Origin of the sequence: Acetobacter syzygii (assembly GCF_000964225.1) — a bacterium.
Taxonomy (GTDB): domain Bacteria; phylum Pseudomonadota; class Alphaproteobacteria; order Acetobacterales; family Acetobacteraceae; genus Acetobacter; species Acetobacter syzygii.
Map to the genome: position 1 here is coordinate 24,203 of NZ_BAMZ01000012.1, position 19,545 is coordinate 43,747.

At 46.0% G+C, this 19,545-nt stretch carries 16 protein-coding genes; 10 read left to right on the top strand and 6 right to left on the bottom strand.

Going from position 1 to position 19,545, the window contains the following annotated elements:
* Positions 1-191 precede the first annotated feature (191 nt).
* On the top strand, positions 192-1,103 hold the full coding sequence (locus tag Absy_RS05560) for a LysR family transcriptional regulator (protein WP_048853754.1): 912 nt from the start codon (positions 192-194) through the stop codon (positions 1,101-1,103).
* 11 nt (positions 1,104-1,114) lie between these two features.
* Here Absy_RS05560 and Absy_RS05565 read toward each other — a convergent pair whose 3' ends face one another.
* The gene (locus tag Absy_RS05565) at positions 1,115-2,038 is read right to left on the bottom strand and encodes a LysR family transcriptional regulator (protein WP_048853755.1); all 924 of its coding nucleotides are present in this window, start codon (positions 2,036-2,038) and stop codon (positions 1,115-1,117) included.
* Between the two features lie 119 nt (positions 2,039-2,157).
* Between Absy_RS05565 and Absy_RS05570 the strand changes: the two genes are divergently transcribed.
* Genes Absy_RS05570 through Absy_RS05585 form a run of 4 tightly spaced genes read left to right on the top strand, consistent with a single transcriptional unit; the run spans position 2,158 to position 7,153 of the window.
* Positions 2,158-3,795 carry an MFS transporter gene (locus Absy_RS05570; RefSeq protein ID WP_048853756.1) on the top strand — a complete coding sequence of 546 codons (1,638 nt, stop codon included), beginning with the start codon at positions 2,158-2,160 and terminating at the stop codon, positions 3,793-3,795.
* Positions 3,796-3,810: 15 nt separating this feature from the next.
* The gene (locus tag Absy_RS05575) at positions 3,811-4,887 is read left to right on the top strand and encodes an HlyD family secretion protein (protein WP_048853757.1); all 1,077 of its coding nucleotides are present in this window, start codon (positions 3,811-3,813) and stop codon (positions 4,885-4,887) included.
* A gap of 4 nt (positions 4,888-4,891) precedes the next feature.
* Positions 4,892-6,415, top strand: a complete 1,524-nt coding sequence (locus Absy_RS05580) for an efflux transporter outer membrane subunit (protein WP_048853792.1) — start codon at positions 4,892-4,894, stop codon at positions 6,413-6,415.
* A gap of 9 nt (positions 6,416-6,424) precedes the next feature.
* Positions 6,425-7,153 carry a pirin family protein gene (locus Absy_RS05585; RefSeq protein WP_048853758.1) on the top strand — a complete coding sequence of 243 codons (729 nt, stop codon included), beginning with the start codon at positions 6,425-6,427 and terminating at the stop codon, positions 7,151-7,153.
* 59 nt (positions 7,154-7,212) lie between these two features.
* On the opposite strand, the gene Absy_RS05590 is transcribed toward Absy_RS05585, so the two are convergent.
* On the bottom strand, positions 7,213-8,961 hold the full coding sequence (locus Absy_RS05590; RefSeq protein WP_048853759.1) for a Na+/H+ antiporter: 1,749 nt from the start codon (positions 8,959-8,961) through the stop codon (positions 7,213-7,215).
* Positions 8,962-9,301: 340 nt separating this feature from the next.
* Between Absy_RS05590 and sodC the strand changes: the two genes are divergently transcribed.
* From sodC to Absy_RS05615, 5 genes are all read left to right on the top strand, one after another.
* Positions 9,302-9,835 (top strand): superoxide dismutase[Cu-Zn], encoded by a 534-nt coding sequence (sodC, locus tag Absy_RS05595; protein WP_408735014.1) that lies wholly within the window; start codon positions 9,302-9,304, stop codon positions 9,833-9,835.
* A 221-nt stretch (positions 9,836-10,056) separates the two neighbouring features.
* A complete protein-coding gene (locus Absy_RS05600; RefSeq protein ID WP_048853760.1) occupies positions 10,057-11,076 on the top strand; it encodes an MYG1 family protein in 1,020 nt (339 codons plus the stop codon).
* A 574-nt stretch (positions 11,077-11,650) separates the two neighbouring features.
* Positions 11,651-11,860 carry a hypothetical protein gene (locus tag Absy_RS05605; RefSeq protein ID WP_048853761.1) on the top strand — a complete coding sequence of 70 codons (210 nt, stop codon included), beginning with the start codon at positions 11,651-11,653 and terminating at the stop codon, positions 11,858-11,860.
* Positions 11,861-12,058: 198 nt separating this feature from the next.
* Positions 12,059-13,735: an OprO/OprP family phosphate-selective porin gene (locus Absy_RS05610; RefSeq protein ID WP_048853794.1), complete on the top strand. Its 1,677-nt coding sequence runs from the start codon at positions 12,059-12,061 to the stop codon at positions 13,733-13,735.
* A gap of 27 nt (positions 13,736-13,762) precedes the next feature.
* Positions 13,763-14,797 carry a sulfate ABC transporter substrate-binding protein gene (locus Absy_RS05615; RefSeq protein ID WP_048853762.1) on the top strand — a complete coding sequence of 345 codons (1,035 nt, stop codon included), beginning with the start codon at positions 13,763-13,765 and terminating at the stop codon, positions 14,795-14,797.
* 46 nt (positions 14,798-14,843) lie between these two features.
* On the opposite strand, the gene Absy_RS05620 is transcribed toward Absy_RS05615, so the two are convergent.
* From Absy_RS05620 to Absy_RS05635, 4 genes are all read right to left on the bottom strand, one after another.
* Positions 14,844-16,148: a lactonase family protein gene (locus Absy_RS05620; protein WP_052945711.1), complete on the bottom strand. Its 1,305-nt coding sequence runs from the start codon at positions 16,146-16,148 to the stop codon at positions 14,844-14,846.
* 79 nt (positions 16,149-16,227) lie between these two features.
* A complete protein-coding gene (locus tag Absy_RS05625; protein ID WP_084596923.1) occupies positions 16,228-16,821 on the bottom strand; it encodes a peroxiredoxin in 594 nt (197 codons plus the stop codon).
* 64 nt (positions 16,822-16,885) lie between these two features.
* Complete coding sequence (locus Absy_RS05630; RefSeq protein ID WP_048853796.1) at positions 16,886-17,899, bottom strand: alpha-E domain-containing protein; 1,014 nt, start codon at positions 17,897-17,899, stop codon at positions 16,886-16,888.
* Positions 17,899-19,371 (bottom strand): circularly permuted type 2 ATP-grasp protein, encoded by a 1,473-nt coding sequence (locus Absy_RS05635; RefSeq protein ID WP_084596924.1) that lies wholly within the window; start codon positions 19,369-19,371, stop codon positions 17,899-17,901. The genes Absy_RS05630 and Absy_RS05635 overlap by 1 nt, the downstream gene beginning before the upstream one ends.
* Between the last annotated feature and the right edge of the window lie 174 nt (positions 19,372-19,545).

Consider the following 19,545-nt stretch of genomic DNA (forward strand, 5'->3'; position numbering starts at 1 on the left):
ATTCCGTTTCAGGTTTGTAGCATCTGCCGTATTGCCGACAGGTCCGCAAAGGAGAGTGTTGCGCTTTCATCTTGAGCTGTTAGGCGGAACATGCCGTTCATTTCACATCTTCGGTAGTGACAATTAAGGAAAAATAATATTACGCTGGACGCAAAGGTGACGCATGGAAAACCGAAGGAGAGGCATTTGTCATGGCGTATGATGAGACGGGAGATTTACGTTTTTTCATCAGTCTGGTCGATGCGGGGAGTCTTTCAGCCGGTGCACGCAGTCTGGGCACATCACCTGCCGCAGCCTCTCGGAGGTTAGCCAGGTTGGAGAGCCGGCTGGGTAGTACGCTCGTTATCCGCAATACACGGCATTTTGGATTAAGTGAGACTGGCCGACTTTATTACGAACGCGCTTTAACAATTGTTGCTGAAATAGATCAACTGGAAGAAGAAATTTCTTCAAGCACTAATGCACCAAGGGGCACTTTAAGCATTGGCGCACCAGTAGAGCTTGGCCGTAGGCAGATTGCGCCTTTTATTGAAGCTTTTAGTGCCCGGCATCCTCGCTTGATGATCAATCTGGCTCTGGCACCCGAGGGTAATTATGATTTTAACGATTATCTGGATGTGGTGCTCAGACTTGGCTTGCCAGAAACGCCCGGTGCCGTTGTTACCCGGCTTGCATCCACCATGCGGGTTTTGTGTGCTTCCCCAGCGTATATTGCCCGGAGATCCTTGCCATTGCACCCCCGTGATATTGCAAAACATGACTGCTTATGTTTACGCAAAAACAAAACAATGGCGCTTTTAAACAAGTGGGTTATCGGGAACGAGACGGAAACTGATGTGGTAATGGTAGAACCACGCTTATCCACAACCAATGCGGAAATTATTCACGATTGGGCTTTGTCCGGTCAGGGTATTGCTTATAAACTATTATGCGATGTTTATCAGGATCTTGAAGATGGCAAGTTAGTCCGTATTCTGCCGAATTTACAGGGTGAAAAAATCGATTTGTATGCTGTTTTGCCAACACGGCAACATACCCGCGCCAGTGTTCGGGCATTTTTGAATGATCTTAGGCCTTACATCCGCACTGCAGGATTTTTATAATTTTCAAAAAATTATTGTGTAAATGGGCCTAAAACCTGACGAGAAACACGAAAAAGAGTTTCGCGTAGCCAACGATGTACCGGGTCAGTGTCCCGGCGTGGGTGCCATGCCTGAAAAGCATTGATAAAAGGCAGCGGTAAGGGAAACTCAAATGCCGCCAACCCTAACGCTGTCATGGAAATATGATCGATAACAATGCTAGGCAATGGCAAAATAAGGTCGGAATCTTTCACGCTTTCTACCATGCAATGGTAATTGGGTACAACCATGGCAATCCGCCGTGTAAGCCCATACTGGTTGCGTAAAACCCAGTCTATTGGCCCTTGCGCACGGCCTCTGCGAGAGACACTGATATAATCGTATTGCACCATTGTTTGGGGCGTAATAGGGGCTGCCAGAATAGGGTGATCTTTGCGCACAACGCCTTGCATCTGGTCACGGAAGAGGGTCTGACGCCTGATTTCAGGCTTCATAACATCTGTTGCACCGATATAAAGGTCAACAAGACCGTGGCGTAACGGGTCCGATGCAGGATCGTCAATTTCCGGTGCCCAGACAAGCTCGCAGCGCGGACATTCTTTTTTAAGCGCTTGCAAAAGCGGAAGAGCTAAAGAGGCCACGACCAGATCATTCGCCCGAATTGTAAAAGTCGGGGCCATATTGACCAGATTAGCAAGAGCGCGTGTTTCTATCAGGCTATCTGCGGCACGAACGAGCTCCTGTACCCGATCCAGAATACCTGCGGCAAAAGCCGAAGCACTCATACGACGACCAGATTGCACCAAAATAGGATCAGCAAATGCTACGCGCAGTTTGGCCAAATGGCGGCTCATGGCTGGTTCACTCACCTTAAGCCGCCTTGCTGCCCGCGAAACGCTCTCCTCCTCAATAAGCACCTGAAGATAGCGTAACAGATCTAGATCATAACCTTGCATGGTTGCAAAAATAGACTTTATCAAGCGCAGATACCACCATTTATCATTCCTAAAAGTGGAATCGTTGCTTACGGTGAATGAGGGTTGTCTGCTTATCTTCGATCGTGAACATGCGGGGTATGACAAATGCAGCCTCCGCTTCTGTGCCGGGTGAACCAGTTATTCATGCTTCACCTCCACGGCCCTCCTATATTCCCCCATTTGGTTTGCGCACTGTTGTTGGTTGCCTGGGCATGTTGCTTGCCGTGCATGTTGCCGGTTTTAACGAGCATGTGACTGAGATTGGCCTGTCGGACATTCGTGGGGCCATGCACATTGGTCATGATGAAGGGACGTGGGTCATTGCGATTTATGAGGCTTTTAATATAGCTGCCATGGCTTTTACGCCATGGTTCTACATGACGTTCTCTATCTACCGTTTCTCAATTTTCATGACGGCGATGTTGGCCTTATTGTCCATCCCGGCTCCCTTTATGCCCGATGTTACATCGCTTTGTATTTTAAGAGCTTTTCAAGGATTGGCCGGAGGTTGCCTGCCGCCAGTACTGATGACGGTCATGCTCAAATACCTCCCTCCCCAAATTCGCGTATTTGGTATTGGTGGCTATGCTATGAGCGCAACTTTTGGCCCTAACCTTGGCTTGCCGCTGGAGGCATTCTGGTTCGAGCATGTAGGCTGGCATTGGTTGTACTGGGAGATCATTCCCACAGCAGCGCTCGCCATTGCCATGATGTCCTATGGTTTACCACGCGATCCCATGTATTTTGAGCGGTTTAAAAAATTCAACTGGTTTGGCATCCTGGTGGGGCTACCGGCCATCTGTTCGCTGGTTATTGTTCTCTATCAAGGGGATAGGCTGGATTGGTTCCGCTCTTCCACCATCACAAACCTGACTTTCTGGGGAGGTGCAGCCTTTATTGTTTTTGTAATCAACGAGGCTTTCCATCCCAGTCCGTATTTTAAAATTCAATACTGGACGTCACGCAATATTCAGGCAGCCCTGCTATCATTGGTCGGTATTTTGGCTATCTGTTCAATCATGAGTGAAATACCGGCAACTTATCTGGAAGTCGTGCGAGGCTATAGGCCTATCCAGACTGCACCTGTGTCACTTGTTGTTGCTTTGCCCCAGCTTATTATGCTGCCTTTGATTGCCAGCATTTGCAATAATCCTAAAGTTGACTGCCGTCTTGTATTGGCTGGTGGAATGCTATGCCTTGCCGGAGCGGCATGGTTGGGCACATGGCTTACTGTAGACTGGGTCAGAGATAATTTTTACTTAATCCAATTGCTTCAGGTTTTTGGCCAGCCCATGACCGTTATTCCCACACTTATGCTGGCCACAATGGCTATGGGCCCTGCAGATGGTCCGTTTATTTCCGGTATGGTGAATATGCTTAAAGGCCTGGCCAATGCGGTTGCTTTTGCCTTGTTCTCAGCCGTAAGCCGCCGACGGGAGCAGTATCATTCCACCATGCTACTTGATCATCACGGAACACATCAGCTGGCGTTGCAGGGGATGGGTAATCCCATTGACCAGCAACTTGCCGGTTTATCGCCCGATGCTGCGCATACAGCATGGAATGGACTTCAGGTTTTCCATACCTATCTGCATGAACAATCTCTCGTTCTTGCATTAACCGATATCTACTATGTGCTGATCTGGGTTTGCTTTGGTTATGCCGCCATGAATCTTGTTTTGCCGCATCGAGTATATCCCCCTCGCGCACCGTCCCCTAACATTCCTGCCCGCTAACCCGGAACGATAAATATGATTTACAAAAAACCATTACTTTATGCCGGATGTGTTGCTGGCGTGCTCGTCCTGATTGCATGGGGTGGCACACGTTTGGTGAATGGAGATGGTATAAACCAATATACCAATGATGCCTATGTTACAGCAGACTTTACTATTGTAGCTCCCAAGGTTTCTGGGCGCATAGACCGCGTTATCGCACAGGATAACGAACGTGTTCATGCAGGAGAAGAACTGGCTCATATAGAAGATGATGATTACCGCGCAGCTTTGGATATTGCCAAAGGAAATGAACTTGCAGCGCAGGGAGATGTTGCAAATCTTAAAGCAGAACTGAACCGGCAAAATGCTCTGATTGCTCAGGCTCGTGCTGTTGTTCTGGCTGATCAGGCCGAACTGCTTTTTGCCCAGCAGAATACGACCCGTTATCGCAATCTTTCCTTAGGTGGGGCAGGGACGATAGAGCAGAAACAATCCTCCGAAGCACACGAAAAAGAGGCAAAAGCAGCTATTGCCCGTGACGAAGCCGGGGTCGATTCTGCCGTTCGAAAGGTTTCTGTACTCATGGCTCAACTGGAACGCGCCAAAGGTGTGCTGCTTCATGCGCAGGGAAATGCCAGACAGGCGGAACTTAATCTGTCGTATTGCTCCATTCCTGCTCCGGTGGAGGGTATTGTGGGTGAGCGTGGTGTGCGTGTTGGTGCATACGTGCATCCAGGCACAGGTATTCTGGCCGTTGTGCCAATACAGGCAGCTTATGTGCTTGCCAACTTTCAGGAAACGCAACTTACCAAAGTACAATCTGGCCAGCGTGCAACAGTCTGGGTGGATACTTTTCCCGACCATCCGCTTAAAGCTCATGTAGATTCAGTTGCGCCTGCTACTGGAGTTGCTTTTGCCCCCATTCAGCCAGATAATGCCACCGGCAACTTTACCAAAGTTGTGCAACGTATTCCGGTTAAACTGACGCTTGATGCAAACCAACCTCTGGCATCCAAAGTACGCGTAGGCATGTCCGTAGAAGTCAATATTGATACGGGCTCCCAACCGGAAGGGCCGCACGCCAATGATACACGCTATATTTGGCAATAACGGCATGAAACACTCTCTCCTCATCAGCTTTTCACTCCTTGCCTTAAGTGCTTGCACTGTCGGGCCGGACTTCCAACAGCCACACGTCCAAGCACCGGTGGCATGGCGTAACACGCTGCCATCGGCTCAAAGCCGCACCACCACAGCTTCAACCAATCCTGATTGGTGGACTCTGTTCAATGATCCGGTGTTGACCCGGCTGGAACAAGCCGTCGCTGCATCTAATCTCGACCTGCAAACAGCAAGTTTACGCTTGATGCAAAGCCGGGCTGAGCGCCGGATAGCCAGCGCAGCCCAACTGCCCCACGTAGAGGCCAATGCCTCTTACGCACGTGAACGCGCGAGCAGTAACGGTATTCTTGGCTTAATGGGGAGTATGGAGCAGGCAGGAGCAGGCAGCATTGCAAACGGCACACAAGGGTTTGGTCCTGCCGCCTTGCCGGGCAGTGTTGGTAATCCATCGTTTAATTTGCCGCAATATGGCATGAATGCTTCGTGGGAAGTGGATTTATGGGGACATGTACGCAGGCAGGTAGAAGCGGCCACTGCAGCAGTGCAGGCGACCGAAGAATTCCGGCGCGACATTCTCGTCTCACTTATGGCCGAAACTGCCCAAACTTACATAGATTTACGCGCCATACAGGCTCAGACACGCATTCTGGAGCAGAATATCAATCTTGCCCAGAATAGCATGAACTTAACAACAATGCGGTTTGAGCAAGGAACCGCAACCCGGTTAGATGTAGCGGAAGCCACTGGACAGTTACATTTATTTGAATCTCGGCTAGCCCCCCTACAGGCGCAGGCAACGCATTTACTGAACAGTCTGAGCTTTCTGGTCGCGCGCGCACCAGGGGCGTTGGATACCGAATTGGGACAACCACGAGATATTCCGCTTGTGCCAACTATTGTACCCGTGGGGCTACCATCGGAACTTGCCCAGCGTAGACCAGATATTCGTATGGCAGCAGATCGGCTCCATGCTGCTACAGCGAGCATTGGCGTAGCCATAGCTGACTTTTTTCCGCGTATTACACTCTCTGGTAGTTTGGATGTTCAGGCGTTGCAGTTTAGTGGGCTGGGCTCATGGGCATCTCGTCAATACGGATTTGGTCCCACCGCTACATTGCCTATTTTTGAAGGGGGGCGCCTTACAGGACAATTGCACCTGCGTAAGGCGCAACAGCAAGAGGCATCCGTAGCGTTCCAACGCACCGTGCTGAAAGCATGGCAGGAAATTGACGATGCCATGGCTGACTTTACCGCCGCCCAGAAGAGGCGTGATGCGTTGGCATTAGCCGTCCAAGCGAATGAAACTGCCTTAACAGTTGCCAAAGTGCAATATAAACAAGGTGCCTCGGATTTTTTGAACGTTCTGACGACACAAAATAGTTTGCTTCTGTCTCAAAGTGCCTTGGTCGAGGCGACTGCACGTGTAGCAGGGGCTGTTACCCACCTTTACCGTGCTGTTGGTGGGGGGTGGGAAAAATTATACTCTGATACCCAAAACAGCAAACAGCATGTGTGAGAATATTCCATGATAATCAGACGGGCCAATAACCTCGGTAAAGCACATTCCGATACACTGACACTACGCTGCCATTTTGCGTTCGCAGACTATCAGGACTCTGAGTATGTGCATGAAGGACGGTTAAGAGCAATCAATCTGGGGTCTATGCGGCCCAACAGTAGCTATCGTCTTGGTCCTGAAAAAAATCTGGATATTGTAACGTGGCTGCAAACCGGCACGTTGTGGACAAAAGCCGATAATTTCTCTTCTAACCACCTCTATTCGGGTGGTCTTCAACTCATTAATGCTGGCACTGGTGTGTGCGATATGGAATGGCATTCGGGGGCGGATGGAGCATCATTTATACAATTCTGGTTTATGGCAGATACTGAAGGTGGTTTACCAGAGCAGGAAATACGGGCAGCTTTTCCCAAGCCAGAAGATGGCAGTTTTCGTATTATCGCGTCTGGTTTTCCTGAGGATGATCCAGAAGAGCTTGGTATTATAGAAGACAATGCGCCTGTAAAGCTCAGTGCACGAAGTCGCCTTTTGTATGCGGATATTCCTGCCGGAGAAGGTGCGGCTTACCAAACGACGCCAGATCGTGACCTGTATATAGTGGTTGTTTCAGGAGAAATGATACTTAATGGAGAAAATCTGTCATGTGGGGATGGTGTGATGCTTCCACAGACCCAAAATGTGACCATAATAGCAAATTGTGAAACTGTTATTCTTCTTTGTGATGTTTCTGTATGAACTTTACTGATCGTCGAGATTCAATATTTCTGATTTTGAAGAGGCCGCTGCGTGTAAAATTACCCAGTATAATATAATGGATGAATAGCCTTCCAATCTTCATGACTATCCTGTTGTCTTGGCAAGGCGCGAGCGCTCCCAAAGAGCATTGTTTCCTCCAGATCAAAGTCATGAATTAACTGACGTTCAGCCTCGTCGCTCACCATTCCTTCCAGTCTCATACGTGTCAAAGCTTTGCGCTTGGTGCGTAACAAGTGCAGGCGTAAGGCAGCTTCAAACCGTCTTTTCACCAAAGCCGTATCGCATTGTGTGGTCGCATTTGCTTGCAAATCTCCATTCTTGAGATTTTCTATTGGAGTATTTTCCAGTAATTGCAACCGAAAACGGTATTCAGCCATTATGGCGGCCGTAACCTCTGCTCGCTGTTGTGCGGTATTTTCATCAATTTGTTTGACTGCAAGAGCTGATTGTCGTTCTATTTCTGAAATTGCATCTAAAGTAAGAAGGTAACGAATATCGTCAGTTTCTTTTTCTACAATGCTTGCACTTTCATGGCTTAAGTAACGGCTGAAGATAGGAAGAAAAATTGTGCCGAATAAAATGGAGGCAATAATAACACCTGCGGCAAAGGTAATCAATAAGTCACGCATAGGAAATTCTGGTATATTCCCTTCTGCCATGGGAAGGGACATAATACCTGCAAGTGTAATAGCACCGCGCACACCACCCACAGTCATGGCTGCGGTTTCTATTATTGAAACATTATGGTGCGATGTTTTACGAATTTTCGCAATCATATTTTTCCCATACCCCAATAACAATATCCATATCATGCGTAAAAAGAGTAAAACGCATGTTAATAATATAATGGTACCAAGCAAAGACCATGTGCTGTCTCCCGCAGCATTGGCAATTCTGACACCTTGCCTTGCAATATCGGGCAGTTGCAGGCCCAAGAGTAAAAAGACCAGACCGTTAAAAAGAAAAGTAATCATCTCCCAAACTGCACTACCACGTAAACGAGTAGCCGTTTGGGCAGAACCAAATACACGGTTTTGATTCAAGCTAAGGCCTGCACCAACAGATGCCAGTATGCCAGAAACATGTAAATGTTCAGCCAGCAAATAAGCTGCAAATGGAAGCAAAGTCATGAGTGTAATTTGAGTTGTGGGCTCATTAAAACCATGCCGTGATACAATACGATTGGCAAAATTAAATAAAATAGCCAGGAGAATACCAATAAAAACTCCGCTTAATGCGACCACTACAAACCCCCAGGAAGCTTGTGTGACGGAAAATGTGCCAGTTAAAGTCGCAGCTACAGCAAATTTAAAACAAACAAGGCCAGAGGCATCATTCAGTAAAGCCTCTCCTTGCAGAATATGTAAAAAGCGCCTGGGAACATGCTCTTCATACACCATACTGGTGACGGCCACAGCATCTGTGGGAGAAAGAATGGCTGCAAGAGCAAATGCCGCGGCAAATGGTAAGGTGGGGAATAGGCAGTGAACAAAATAGCCCCCGGCCAGAGTGCTAAATACTACCAGTCCAACAGCCAAAAGCAAAATGGTCCAGCGTAATTGCCGGAAATCCCTTAACGGGATTAAATAAGCCTCTGAAAACAAAAGAGGTGGAATAAAAAGTAAAAGAAATGTCTCTGGATCAAAGGCGATATTAAGACCAAGAAAGGAGGAGGCAATACCACAAGCAATTAACAGTAATGGTAAGGGAATAGATAAAATTTTAGCAATAGGGCCAGAAATGGCGGTAATAAGCAAAAGGGCAAGAACAACAATTGTAACGTGCATTACTCGATCTGCCCTTTGGTATTAATGGATGGAAAATAATACCTAATAACTTCAAATCCATGCACGAGTTCCTGATTTTATTGTATTATTCAGAATAAATTTAATCATGATGATAAGAAACTCACAATATGATAAAAACGTTTATCATATTTCGTTATTGGTAAGTGCTCTCGTAGAACATTACACGATGTGAAGTGCTCGTTTTATGGGTTCTGGCGCAGAATGGAGCAATGATCTAGGGTACCTTAGTGTTTAAGAATTAAGCAGCCAACTCCCTGATTCCTCGGAGAACGAAGGTTGGGATTGGTCATTATTTTCGTCTGGAATAAGGATACGCACAGTGGTTAAACGCCATCTTAAACAATTTGCACTCCTCACATTCGGCTTAGCCTTAATGCCATCTTTGGCCCATGCCGCCGATACGGCCAGTGGTAATCTAATCGGCACAGATGGTGCATCACATGGCACAATCAAGGTAACAGAGGCACCTAAAGGTGTGCTGCTACGGGTAGAAGCAAAAGGCCTAACCCCTGGGTGGCATGGCATGCACTTCCACGATAAAGGCAGTTGTGAAACCCCAAAGTTTACCAGTGCAGGTCCTCATATCCATGCGGAAACACCCGTCGTTCATGGTTTATTGAACTCAAACGCAAATGATGCAGGCGATTTGCCCAACATATTTGTTGGCGCAGACGGCACAGTGACAGTAGAGTTGTACTCACCATTGGTCAGACTTAAAGAGGGGGCGGATCATCCTGCACTTTTGGATGCTGATGGCTCTGCTCTGGTTATTCACGCACATGCAGACGATTATCAAAGTCAACCAATTGGTGGGGCCGGTGACCGCGTTGCCTGCGCTGTGCTCAAACCATAATTACATTTGATAATCTGATCATTTTTAAGCACCTGCCCTGCATGATGAAGGGCAGGTACCTGAAGAATTTTTTTGGAGCATGTGAGACGAAACAAGAGGAGGAGAGAGATAGAAAATGCAAATATATTCGAATATTACAGCCCAGCAGGTTGTGTGATATCGGGTCGTGCGGCATGAAGAGCTACAAAACTTGAACGTTATTGGATAGTAGGTCTTCATTCATGTCTGAACATACTCCTATTGGCCTTGGCCATGAAGCGAGAACGATAACAGCACTTACCCATTCGGGTAACTTTCATGCTGACGAAACATTGGGCTACGTAGTGCTGCATTATGCACTTGCTCCAATGGGAGATTTACGCGCCCGCATATTAGATGGTGCGTCAGATGACTGTTTAAAATTCCAGCGTTCGCGGGATCCTGCGCACATTCAGAGTGCAGACATTGCGTTCGATGTGGGCGGAATTTATGATTCGTCCAATGGGCGTTATGACCACCATATGAAGAACAAGCCTCTGCGTGAAGATGGCACTCCTTACAGTGCAGCAGGTCTTTTATGGAAAGATTATGGCAAAGCTGCCGTGCGTAACCTTGTTAGAACACAAGTTGATGATGAGACGATCAACGCAATCTGGCTAAGCATCGACAAATCTTTGATCGTCCCGATTGACATGGATGATAATGGTATTGCCAAAATGGGCAAGCTATCCTTAGCAGACATTGTTTCCGCCTGTAGCCCCCCGTGGGATACCGCTGAATTGCATGGTCCAGAAGAAGCCAAAAGACGTGAAACTCTTGGTTTTGCCAATGCTGCAACAGCGGTAGCTTCTCATCTGGTGAATACAGTCGATCGTGTTCGTGCGAGCTTAAAAGCAACGGATCGCGTTCTGGCTGCTTATAAACAAGCAGAAGATAAACGTATCCTTCTTATGGATACAGGGATGCCAACAGAAAAAGTCATTTTTGAACATGATCTTCCTGTTGTATATGTTGTTTCGCCGACTGGCAGCGGTCAGTGGAATGTTAAAGCTGTTCCGCCCGAACGAGGGGCATTTGGCCAACGTGTGTCTCTACCTGAGGCTTGGGCAGGCTTAGATACTCAAGCACTCGCAACCGCCTCTGGTGTGCCAGATGCCGTATTTGCGCATCCAGCACGTTTTATTTGTGGTGCGGCAAGTAAGGATGGAGCGTTAATGATGGCAAAACGAGCACTAGAAATTGATGCAGTTTTACAAAAATAATTAAGAAACTTGGTCTGCCTTTATGTGATTAAGTGTTGATTTTTATTATCAACAAACCACTTTAATGCAGACCAATATTTTATAAATTATTTACACCCCCTTTCTTCAAAAAATTATTTTAATTTCTTGGGTATTTTTCTGTTTTATGGAAATATAAAGTGATTTAATTTACATAATTTATTTTAAAAATTTATAATTTGAAGATATCACATCAAAAAAAATAAAAATGTACTTTTAAAATACAAAATTAGAGTAATTTTATTTTTATATTAAGTAAATCACCTCACCCATCCTCTAGGGAGAGTGCAGTCATTTTACTCACCCTGCATTAATAACATTAAAAAATAGTGATATAAAAAACGAAGAATGCTCCAATTATATGATTGACGGTCGTGAAAATATGGGTGATACAAAATCAGACGTTAAAAACGTTACACACAAGGAGCAGACTTAATGCAAACCCTATTGGACCGAATGTGTCGGTTTGTTCGATGTTGTAAAGAAAATAAAGCCTAGTATCTGGCCAGTGGGTTGTATTGACCTTCTGGGCAGTTAATCCCAGAAGGATAGAGTCATGTTTGAATCGCGCATTATTGAAATCAATGGTACTTTTGTTGGTACTATTATTCTTGAAGAAGACCGTCAGACCCGTCGTTTTTATGCGACTCATGAAAGTGTACAGAGCTTGCATAACAAACGCTATCCAAGCGGGCAGGACTTGCGGACCTCAGTAATCCGTAAGTTCAAAACAACCTCTGCGCAGTATAATATTGGTGTTTCTTAATACACAATTACAGCACAAAAATTCTCTAAATATCATTTGTTGTGCATTACGTTATTTTTCTGCAATGATTATCCCCTGTAATTAAGGTTGAGTGATGATGTGTTTATCAGATCTGCAGTAATTTATGCCCGAAACAAGAGAAATCTGTTTTGTGGAATGAAAACATATCAAATTAAAAGCTTATTTTTGGGGGATCTTATGGCGGTATCTGTTCGGGCAAGCGTTCTGTTAACAACAACGGTTTCTAGCCTTTTATTTCCATATGTGGCAAATGCAGCCTCTTCTGATGCCGAAAATGCAGCATTACGTCGTGAAATAGCTGCAATGCACAGAGAAATGATGGGGGAGATTCATCGCCTCCAGGCTCGAGTAGATAAATACGAACATGCGACTGCATTGCAGGGCCATAAAATCGCCCACTCACGCCGGACTCTGACAACTGCTGGCGCGGATGAACCACAGCCAATTTTTGGCGAGCAAAATATTGCTCCAATTAACCATGGTCCTCGTAGTGTCAATGATAGTCGCATTGCATTGCCTGAAGGACCAGCTCAATCATGGAGTTCGTTCAAAGCAGCTAGCGCAAAAGATGAAAATGTTGACATCGGTGGTATTAAAATCGGTTTTCCAAAAGGTCGGCCGACCATATCATCCGACGATAAAGCTTATGCTTTTTCCATTGGACTCTTAGCCCAAGAAGACTTTGGCGGCTTTATGGGAGTAGGGCAGCGCGGCAGCGAAAGCGCCGGAAATTTTAATAAATTCACGCAAAATGCACGTCGTTTACGTCTTTATCTTTCATGGCGTTATAAAGACTGGGTTGTTAATGTAACACCAGATTTTGGTAGCAGCAGTGTTGATGGAACCGTTGGTTTGTTCGAAGCAAACCTGAACTACACTGGCCTGCATAACACCACATTAACAGTGGGCTATTTTCAACCTCGCATGGAAGAAGATAGTGCTGAGCGTTCTGGTGCATTTGAGTTTTTGGAACGTCCAACTATTGTTGATCTTGTGCGCAATATCGCTGGTGGTGTTGCACGCTTTAGTATTGGTGGTGAGCATTACGAAAAAAGATGGCTTGTTGCCGGGTATTTTACCGGGCAAAAATTTGGTGACCGTAATTCATCTACCAATCCTGTAACCGATAGCCAGACTGGCGGCGTATTCCGCGCCACTGGGCGTCCTTATGTTTCTAAAGACATTGATGTGCATGTTGGTGTTGGTGCAACAGCAGCATTCAAAGTTAATCAAACATCAAATGGTCGCTCTTATACGTTTAGTGATAATGTAGAAGTCCCTCTAGGCGAAACAAAGCTGTTAACGTCAGGAGCATTAAATAATATTTCTCAAATATGGGCTGCTGGTCCTCAATTTGGGTTCCGTTACAAAAAATTCCTGCTTAAAGGGGAATATTACCATGTTGGTGTTCAGCATAATAATGCTGCCACCACTGCAAATTTACCGTCTCTTAATTTTGATGGCTGGTACGTTGCCGCCAACTATACGCTCATTGGTCACGGACGTGGCTATAACGAAAAAATTGGTGCATTCACTACTCCTGGCGTTGAATATGACTTTGATCCTGCAAAAGGCCACTGGGGGGCTTTGGAAATTAGTGGTCGGTGGAGCGTAACGGATCTTCGCACTTCTGGAGCGACAATTAAGAGCGGTAGCTTGATTCAAGCTGATGGTGAAACTGGGGGAAACAAACAAACAGTCTGGCAAGGTGGGCTTAACTGGTATCCCAACCAGCATATTAAAATTATGCTGGATTACACACACTTCAGTGTTTCAAGCGCACGTGGGGTAAGCACAGATTTGTTGGGTCGGAATGGTAATGCTGTCGTCGGGCGCGTGCAGGCAGCTTTCTAATTTGCTTAATTATTAAGGAGCAGACTTATGAAACAGGAAAAATTTTCTAATATCCGTCGTGCCGTTCTCAAAGCGACAGCGGTATTAAGTGTTTCTCTTCTTGCCGGGCTACAAACATCGGCAAGTTATGCTGCATCTTATCATCTTCTCAATGTTTCTTATGACCCAACACGCGAACTTTACGCAGATGTTAATAAAGCATTTGCTGCTGAGTGGCACAAAGAACACCCGGATGATACTGTAAGTGTTAAATCCGCCCATGGTGGTTCAGGTGCACAGGCTCGCTCCGTGCTTGAAGGCGCACCAGCAGATGTTGTAACACTTGGACTAGCTTACGATATTGACCTGCTTGCTCAGCATGGACTGATTGCCGCAGACTGGCAAAGCAGGCTACCACATAATGCAACCCCCTACACCAGCACCATTGTTTTTCTGGTCCGTAAAGGGAACCCCAAAAACATTCATGACTGGCCGGATTTGATCCGTGACGGCGTACAGGTCGTCACACCCAACCCCAAAACATCTGGTGGTGCACGGTGGAACTATCTGGCAGCGTGGGGGTGGGCTCTTCATCAAAAGGGTGGTACGCCAGAAACCGCAAAAGCATATCTTAAAAACCTGTTCAAGCATGTACCTGTTCTGGATACGGGGGCTCGAGGTGCTACAAATAGTTTTGTGCAGCGTAATCTGGGTGACGTGCTTCTGGCATGGGAAGATGAGGCTCTTCTGGCAACCAAGGATATTGGCCCGGATCAGTTCGAAATTGTTGTGCCATCGCAGACAATCCTAGCAGAGCCTCCTGCATCTTTAGTAGATAAAAATGTTAAAGCACACGGCACAGAAACAGTAGCCAAAGCATATCTGGACTTCTTATTTACTCCAGAAGGGCAGAAAATTGGCGCAAAACACTATTTCCGCCCTGTGGATCCAGCTATTTTGGAAGAAAATAAAGCCCTTTTCCCTCAAGTTGATACCTTCGATATTAAGAGTTTGGGGGGCTGGACCAAGCTGCAGAAAGAACATTTTTCTGACGGTGGTATTTTCGATAGTTTGTATAAGTAATTTTTTCTTTATGCGCAGAACTTTACCGTGCTGCGCATTTTTAATTCTATTCAGAATCAAGAACAGTAAAAGCAAAAGATGTAGGGGTGCCAATTGGCACAAAATTCCAAGTAAAATCAAGCGCACCAGTATCCGTATTTACGCGGAAAGATGTAATGCAATCACTCCGTTGGTTGGCAATAAATACAAATTTACCGGATGGATCAAAACTAAGCGCACGACCATAATCCGCACGCTCCCAGACCTCATCAAACAAAGTTATTGATCCATCCTCATTCACTTTAAAGCAGGCAATAGCGTTACCTAACCTATTAGTGACATAAAGAAATTTTCCGGTGGGATGAAGAATAATCTCAGCAGCCAGTGTGCTTCCCCGGAAATGAGCCGTGACGGTAGAAGCTGTCTGTTTAACCTGCATGGCACCAGTTTGAGTGTCGTAATCAGCAACGACAACACGTGAATCCTGTTCACCCAAAATATAAATAACTTTTCCATCATGACTAAAACAGAAATGACGCGGTGCAGAACCCGGCTCCATTGTAAGCCATGGTTGTTCAGCGGGTTTTAGGGTTCCGGTTCCCATATCAAATGACCAGACATAAACTCGGTCTAATCCTGCATCACACGCCAGCACAAACTTTCCACTGACATCAGTTTGAATCATATGAACATGTGCGCCAGAATGGTCGCTTACTGCGTAATTGCCAGGAGGGTTATCTTTGGCCCGTTCAGGCATTTTAGGCCCGGTATTATGCACAAGATCGGTTAATAAACCTAAGCTACCATCTGGTTGTATCTGTAGAACAGCTGCACTTCCACCGGTATAATTAGCGACAAACAAATATTTCCCGGAGGGATGAACACTTAAATGCGCAGGATCTGCCCCACCACTGCTGACGATATTCAGTGAGGTCAAAACACCAGTGCGGCGATCAATCCTAAAAGCCGTTACTGCTCCAGTGTGTCCACCTCCAAAATCACTCACTTCATTCACTGTGTATAAGCAGTTCTGATCGGGCGATATAGCTAAAAATGATGGATTGTCAGCCGGAGTAGTATGTCCAAGCTGGGTTAAAATGCCACTTTGGGGATTCATTTCAAAAAGAGTAATTCCCTTTGCATTGCTCTCAGCTGGGCCAGAGCGTGTATATCCGCCTACATAACACAAAATACGTGGCCCAGATTTTTTGGCAGCTTTTTCCGGGGTTGCTTTTGGCAATGCAGCCTTGGGAATAGGGGTGGGGGGAGGTGCAGAATCTGCCCAAGCAGACTTAATGGTGGATGAAAAACCTATCCCCACAAGAGTAAACCCGAAAAAACGTCGGTTGATCATATTTTTCTTGTTTGTCATTTGTTTTTGCATCGAAGATTGATAGCTGGTGCCAATGTGCATTTACATGCAAATATAACCCATATTCCAGACTTTGTATTTATTTTTGCGTTTTACTGGCGTTCCATTTTTTCAAAAACTCTAATGTTCTTGTAACATGCTGTTCCGGATCAGAGCCGGTATAACTCAGTAAAATTTTTCCATCCCGCGAAATAACATAAGATGTACGCTCGGATAAAAGCGCATGATTCTGAGCGTTAACAGAGTGGTATAGTATTGCCGTGAACGTGCCCGGGTCAGCTAAAACAGCGAATTTCCCCCGACATTCAGTTTTTGAGAACTCCGTAACTCTATCCGTATTCCCGGCTGTTACACCCACAAGAGTTGCCCCTTCAGCTTCGATCTGTTTTGCCGCATCGGCAAAGGCATGGGCTTCCTGCGTACAGCCAGGTGTAAATGCCGCAGGAAAAAAATACAGAACAACCGGCCCTTTTGAGAGAGTTGATTTGAGAGAAAATGTAACGGGTTTACCATCAAGCGCACCTTGAAGAGTAAAATCCGGAGCATTTGCACCTTGAATAAGGGCTGCCTGAGCAGGTGCAGGAAGTGAATGTAGAGCTACCAATGGTAAAACAAACACAGAAGATAAAGATAAAAACTGTAGATTGAATATATTTTTAATATGCTTTTTCATAATGATCTCCCTGAGTAAACATCATAGATTCAAACCTTACATGGTCGATCATGTTTGATCAAAATCAGTTTTGCTCTTGAAAATATGAATGGTTCATATGGTATTCAGGCTGCATTGGTGCCGGCCAGAATGTTGCGGCAATGGCGTTTTGCAAATCCCTGAGCTGGATTTGTATCCAATTCATATAATCATGTAATCCGCGAATAATAATTTCTTCTGCTGTTTGGTCCAGTAAGCTCGCTCTTAATTCTGTTACACACTCCAGAAGAGGAGAACAGCGCTGACGCAAATTATCGTGTGATGCCAAAAGAGTCAGTGTTTCATCGATCTGCCGTAAATTTGTGCTGAGAGAACGGGGAAAACCATCATTTTTAAGTAAAAACCCAACAATATTGGCAGGCGATAATGTAACAGGACGCAAGCGCCTGAAAGCATGATAGGCCGCGGCCGAACGAAGCACGGATGTCCATTGAGTTATATCAATTTCAGATCCGGGTATTTCCGATTGTGGTAGTAGCATATGGTAACGGATATCAATCAGTCTTGTAATCTGATCACTCCGTTCAAGAGCTTTACCCAGCCGATAAAAAAGCCATGCCTGATCGTGGTATAATGTGCCTTCGGCAATACCAAAGTGTGTTTGGCAGTCCTGCCGAACGCGTGTGCAGAGTTCAGCCAGATTATGTGCGCTCATGTCCTCATTTTTAAGATTGAGCAAATTGCGGGAAAAAACATTAAGCTGCGTCCAAAGTTCAATAGACACCAAAGGCCGCACAGCTCGTGCATTTTCACGCACAGCCTGAGCGAGTGAAACCAAGGAAGCGGGGTTACGGGTTTCCGTAACATAAAACGGAACAATTGCAGCGTGATTTACTGCATTATGAAGCTGTGTAAATAAATGTTCATCTGTATTGATAGCCAGAATAGAATCCCACGCAGTCTGTCCGTCAGCATTTCTTACAAAAGTTTCTGTCACTTCCAGAAGGCGTGCCAGATTTTCCATGCGCTCCATCTGGCGGGCAAGCCACATCATGCATTCTGCATAGCGGGAGAGAAGGGGTGTTGGGGAAACAATCATCATGATGCCATAACCCACGTATCTTTTGAACCGCCACCTTGAGACGAGTTAACAACCAGAGAGCCTTTACGCAGCGCAACGCGAGACAATCCTCCTGGAAGCACCCATACTGAGCGCCCGGTTACAGCAAAAGGTCTGAGGTCCACATGCCTTGCTTCCACAGAATTCCCGCAAAGTGTCGGGGTAACAGAAAGACCGATAGTCGGCTGGCTAATATAGTTCTTCGGGTTCTGCTGTAATTTTTGACTGAATTCGTCCAGTTCTGCCCGCGTTGCCTGTGGCCCGATAAGGAGTCCATAGCCTCCTGATTCACCAACAGGCTTAACAACCAGTTTATTCAGGTTTGCCAAAGTATAGGCCAAGCCTTCCGGTTCTGCGCAGATATGTGTTTCCACGCTTTCCAGAATTGGATCCTCGTTCAGATAATAGCGAATAATGCGAGGCATATAGGCGTAAACGGCTTTATCGTCCGCAACGCCGGTCCCTAAGGCATTGGCAAGAGTAACATTCCCTTGCCGATATGCTTCTACCAGCCCCGGCACTCCAAGCAGACTGTTGGGATTGAAGACTAATGGATCTAAAAAATCATCATTGAGGCGGCGATAGATGGAGTGTACAGGTCTCGGGCCCATTACCGTACGCATGAACACACGATGATTGTCCACGAAAAGATCTTTGCCTTCTACAAGAGGAATGCCCATCTCTCTGGATAAAAAAACATGCTCAAAATAAGCAGAATTGTAAATACCAGGGGAGAGAAGAACAACCTGAGGGTCCGCCACTCCATCGGGGGCAACCTCGCACAAAACCTGATGCAACCGAGGTCCGTAATTTTCCACAGATCTAATGGGTAGCCCGGACGCCAGATCTGGCATGAGTCTGAGCATCATATGCCTGTTTTCTATAACGTAAGACACGCCAGAAGGCGTACGTGCATTATCTTCCAGAACCAAAAAACGTCCCTGCTGATCGCGAATAAGGTCTGTGCCATTAATATGAACATAAACCCCACCAGGTACCGACAGTCCTATCATAGCCTGACAATAGTTGGGATTGGTCAGCACAAGCTCGGATGGCACCACTCCATCTTTGAGAATATGTTGCTCATGGTAAATATCGTGTAAAAAAAGATTAATTGCCTGTATTCGCTGCTCAACACCACGTTCAATATGTTTCCATTCTTCTGCTGTAATAATGCGAGGAATGGCATCAAAAGGTAAAATTCGATCAATCGCCTCTTTATCTGTGTAAACTGTAAAAGTAATGCCCATTCTGTAGAGTTGCGCTTCCGCTGAAGCGGTTCTGGTTTTTAACTCTTCAATGGACAATGCAGACAGACGTTCTTTTACACAATTTATAATCGGTGGAACCGATGCGTTGCGGTTCATCAACTCACAAAAAAAATCAGGCGTGTCGTAATTATCCAGCAATCCGCGCATTAAAGGAGAGGCTAGGTGTTGAGCATTGATCATTAAGGCCTCCCATCTCTGGCGGACCGGACCTTAATCTCAAGGTAGTCCTGCACGCCAAAACCGTTTCGAATTCGTATTAACGGAGCAGGATTTCCCGCATTTGCCAAGCACAAAATATGCATTGACACGCTAGTGTAAACAAACTGGCAAAGGCCCTTGCGCCTGCCACATACA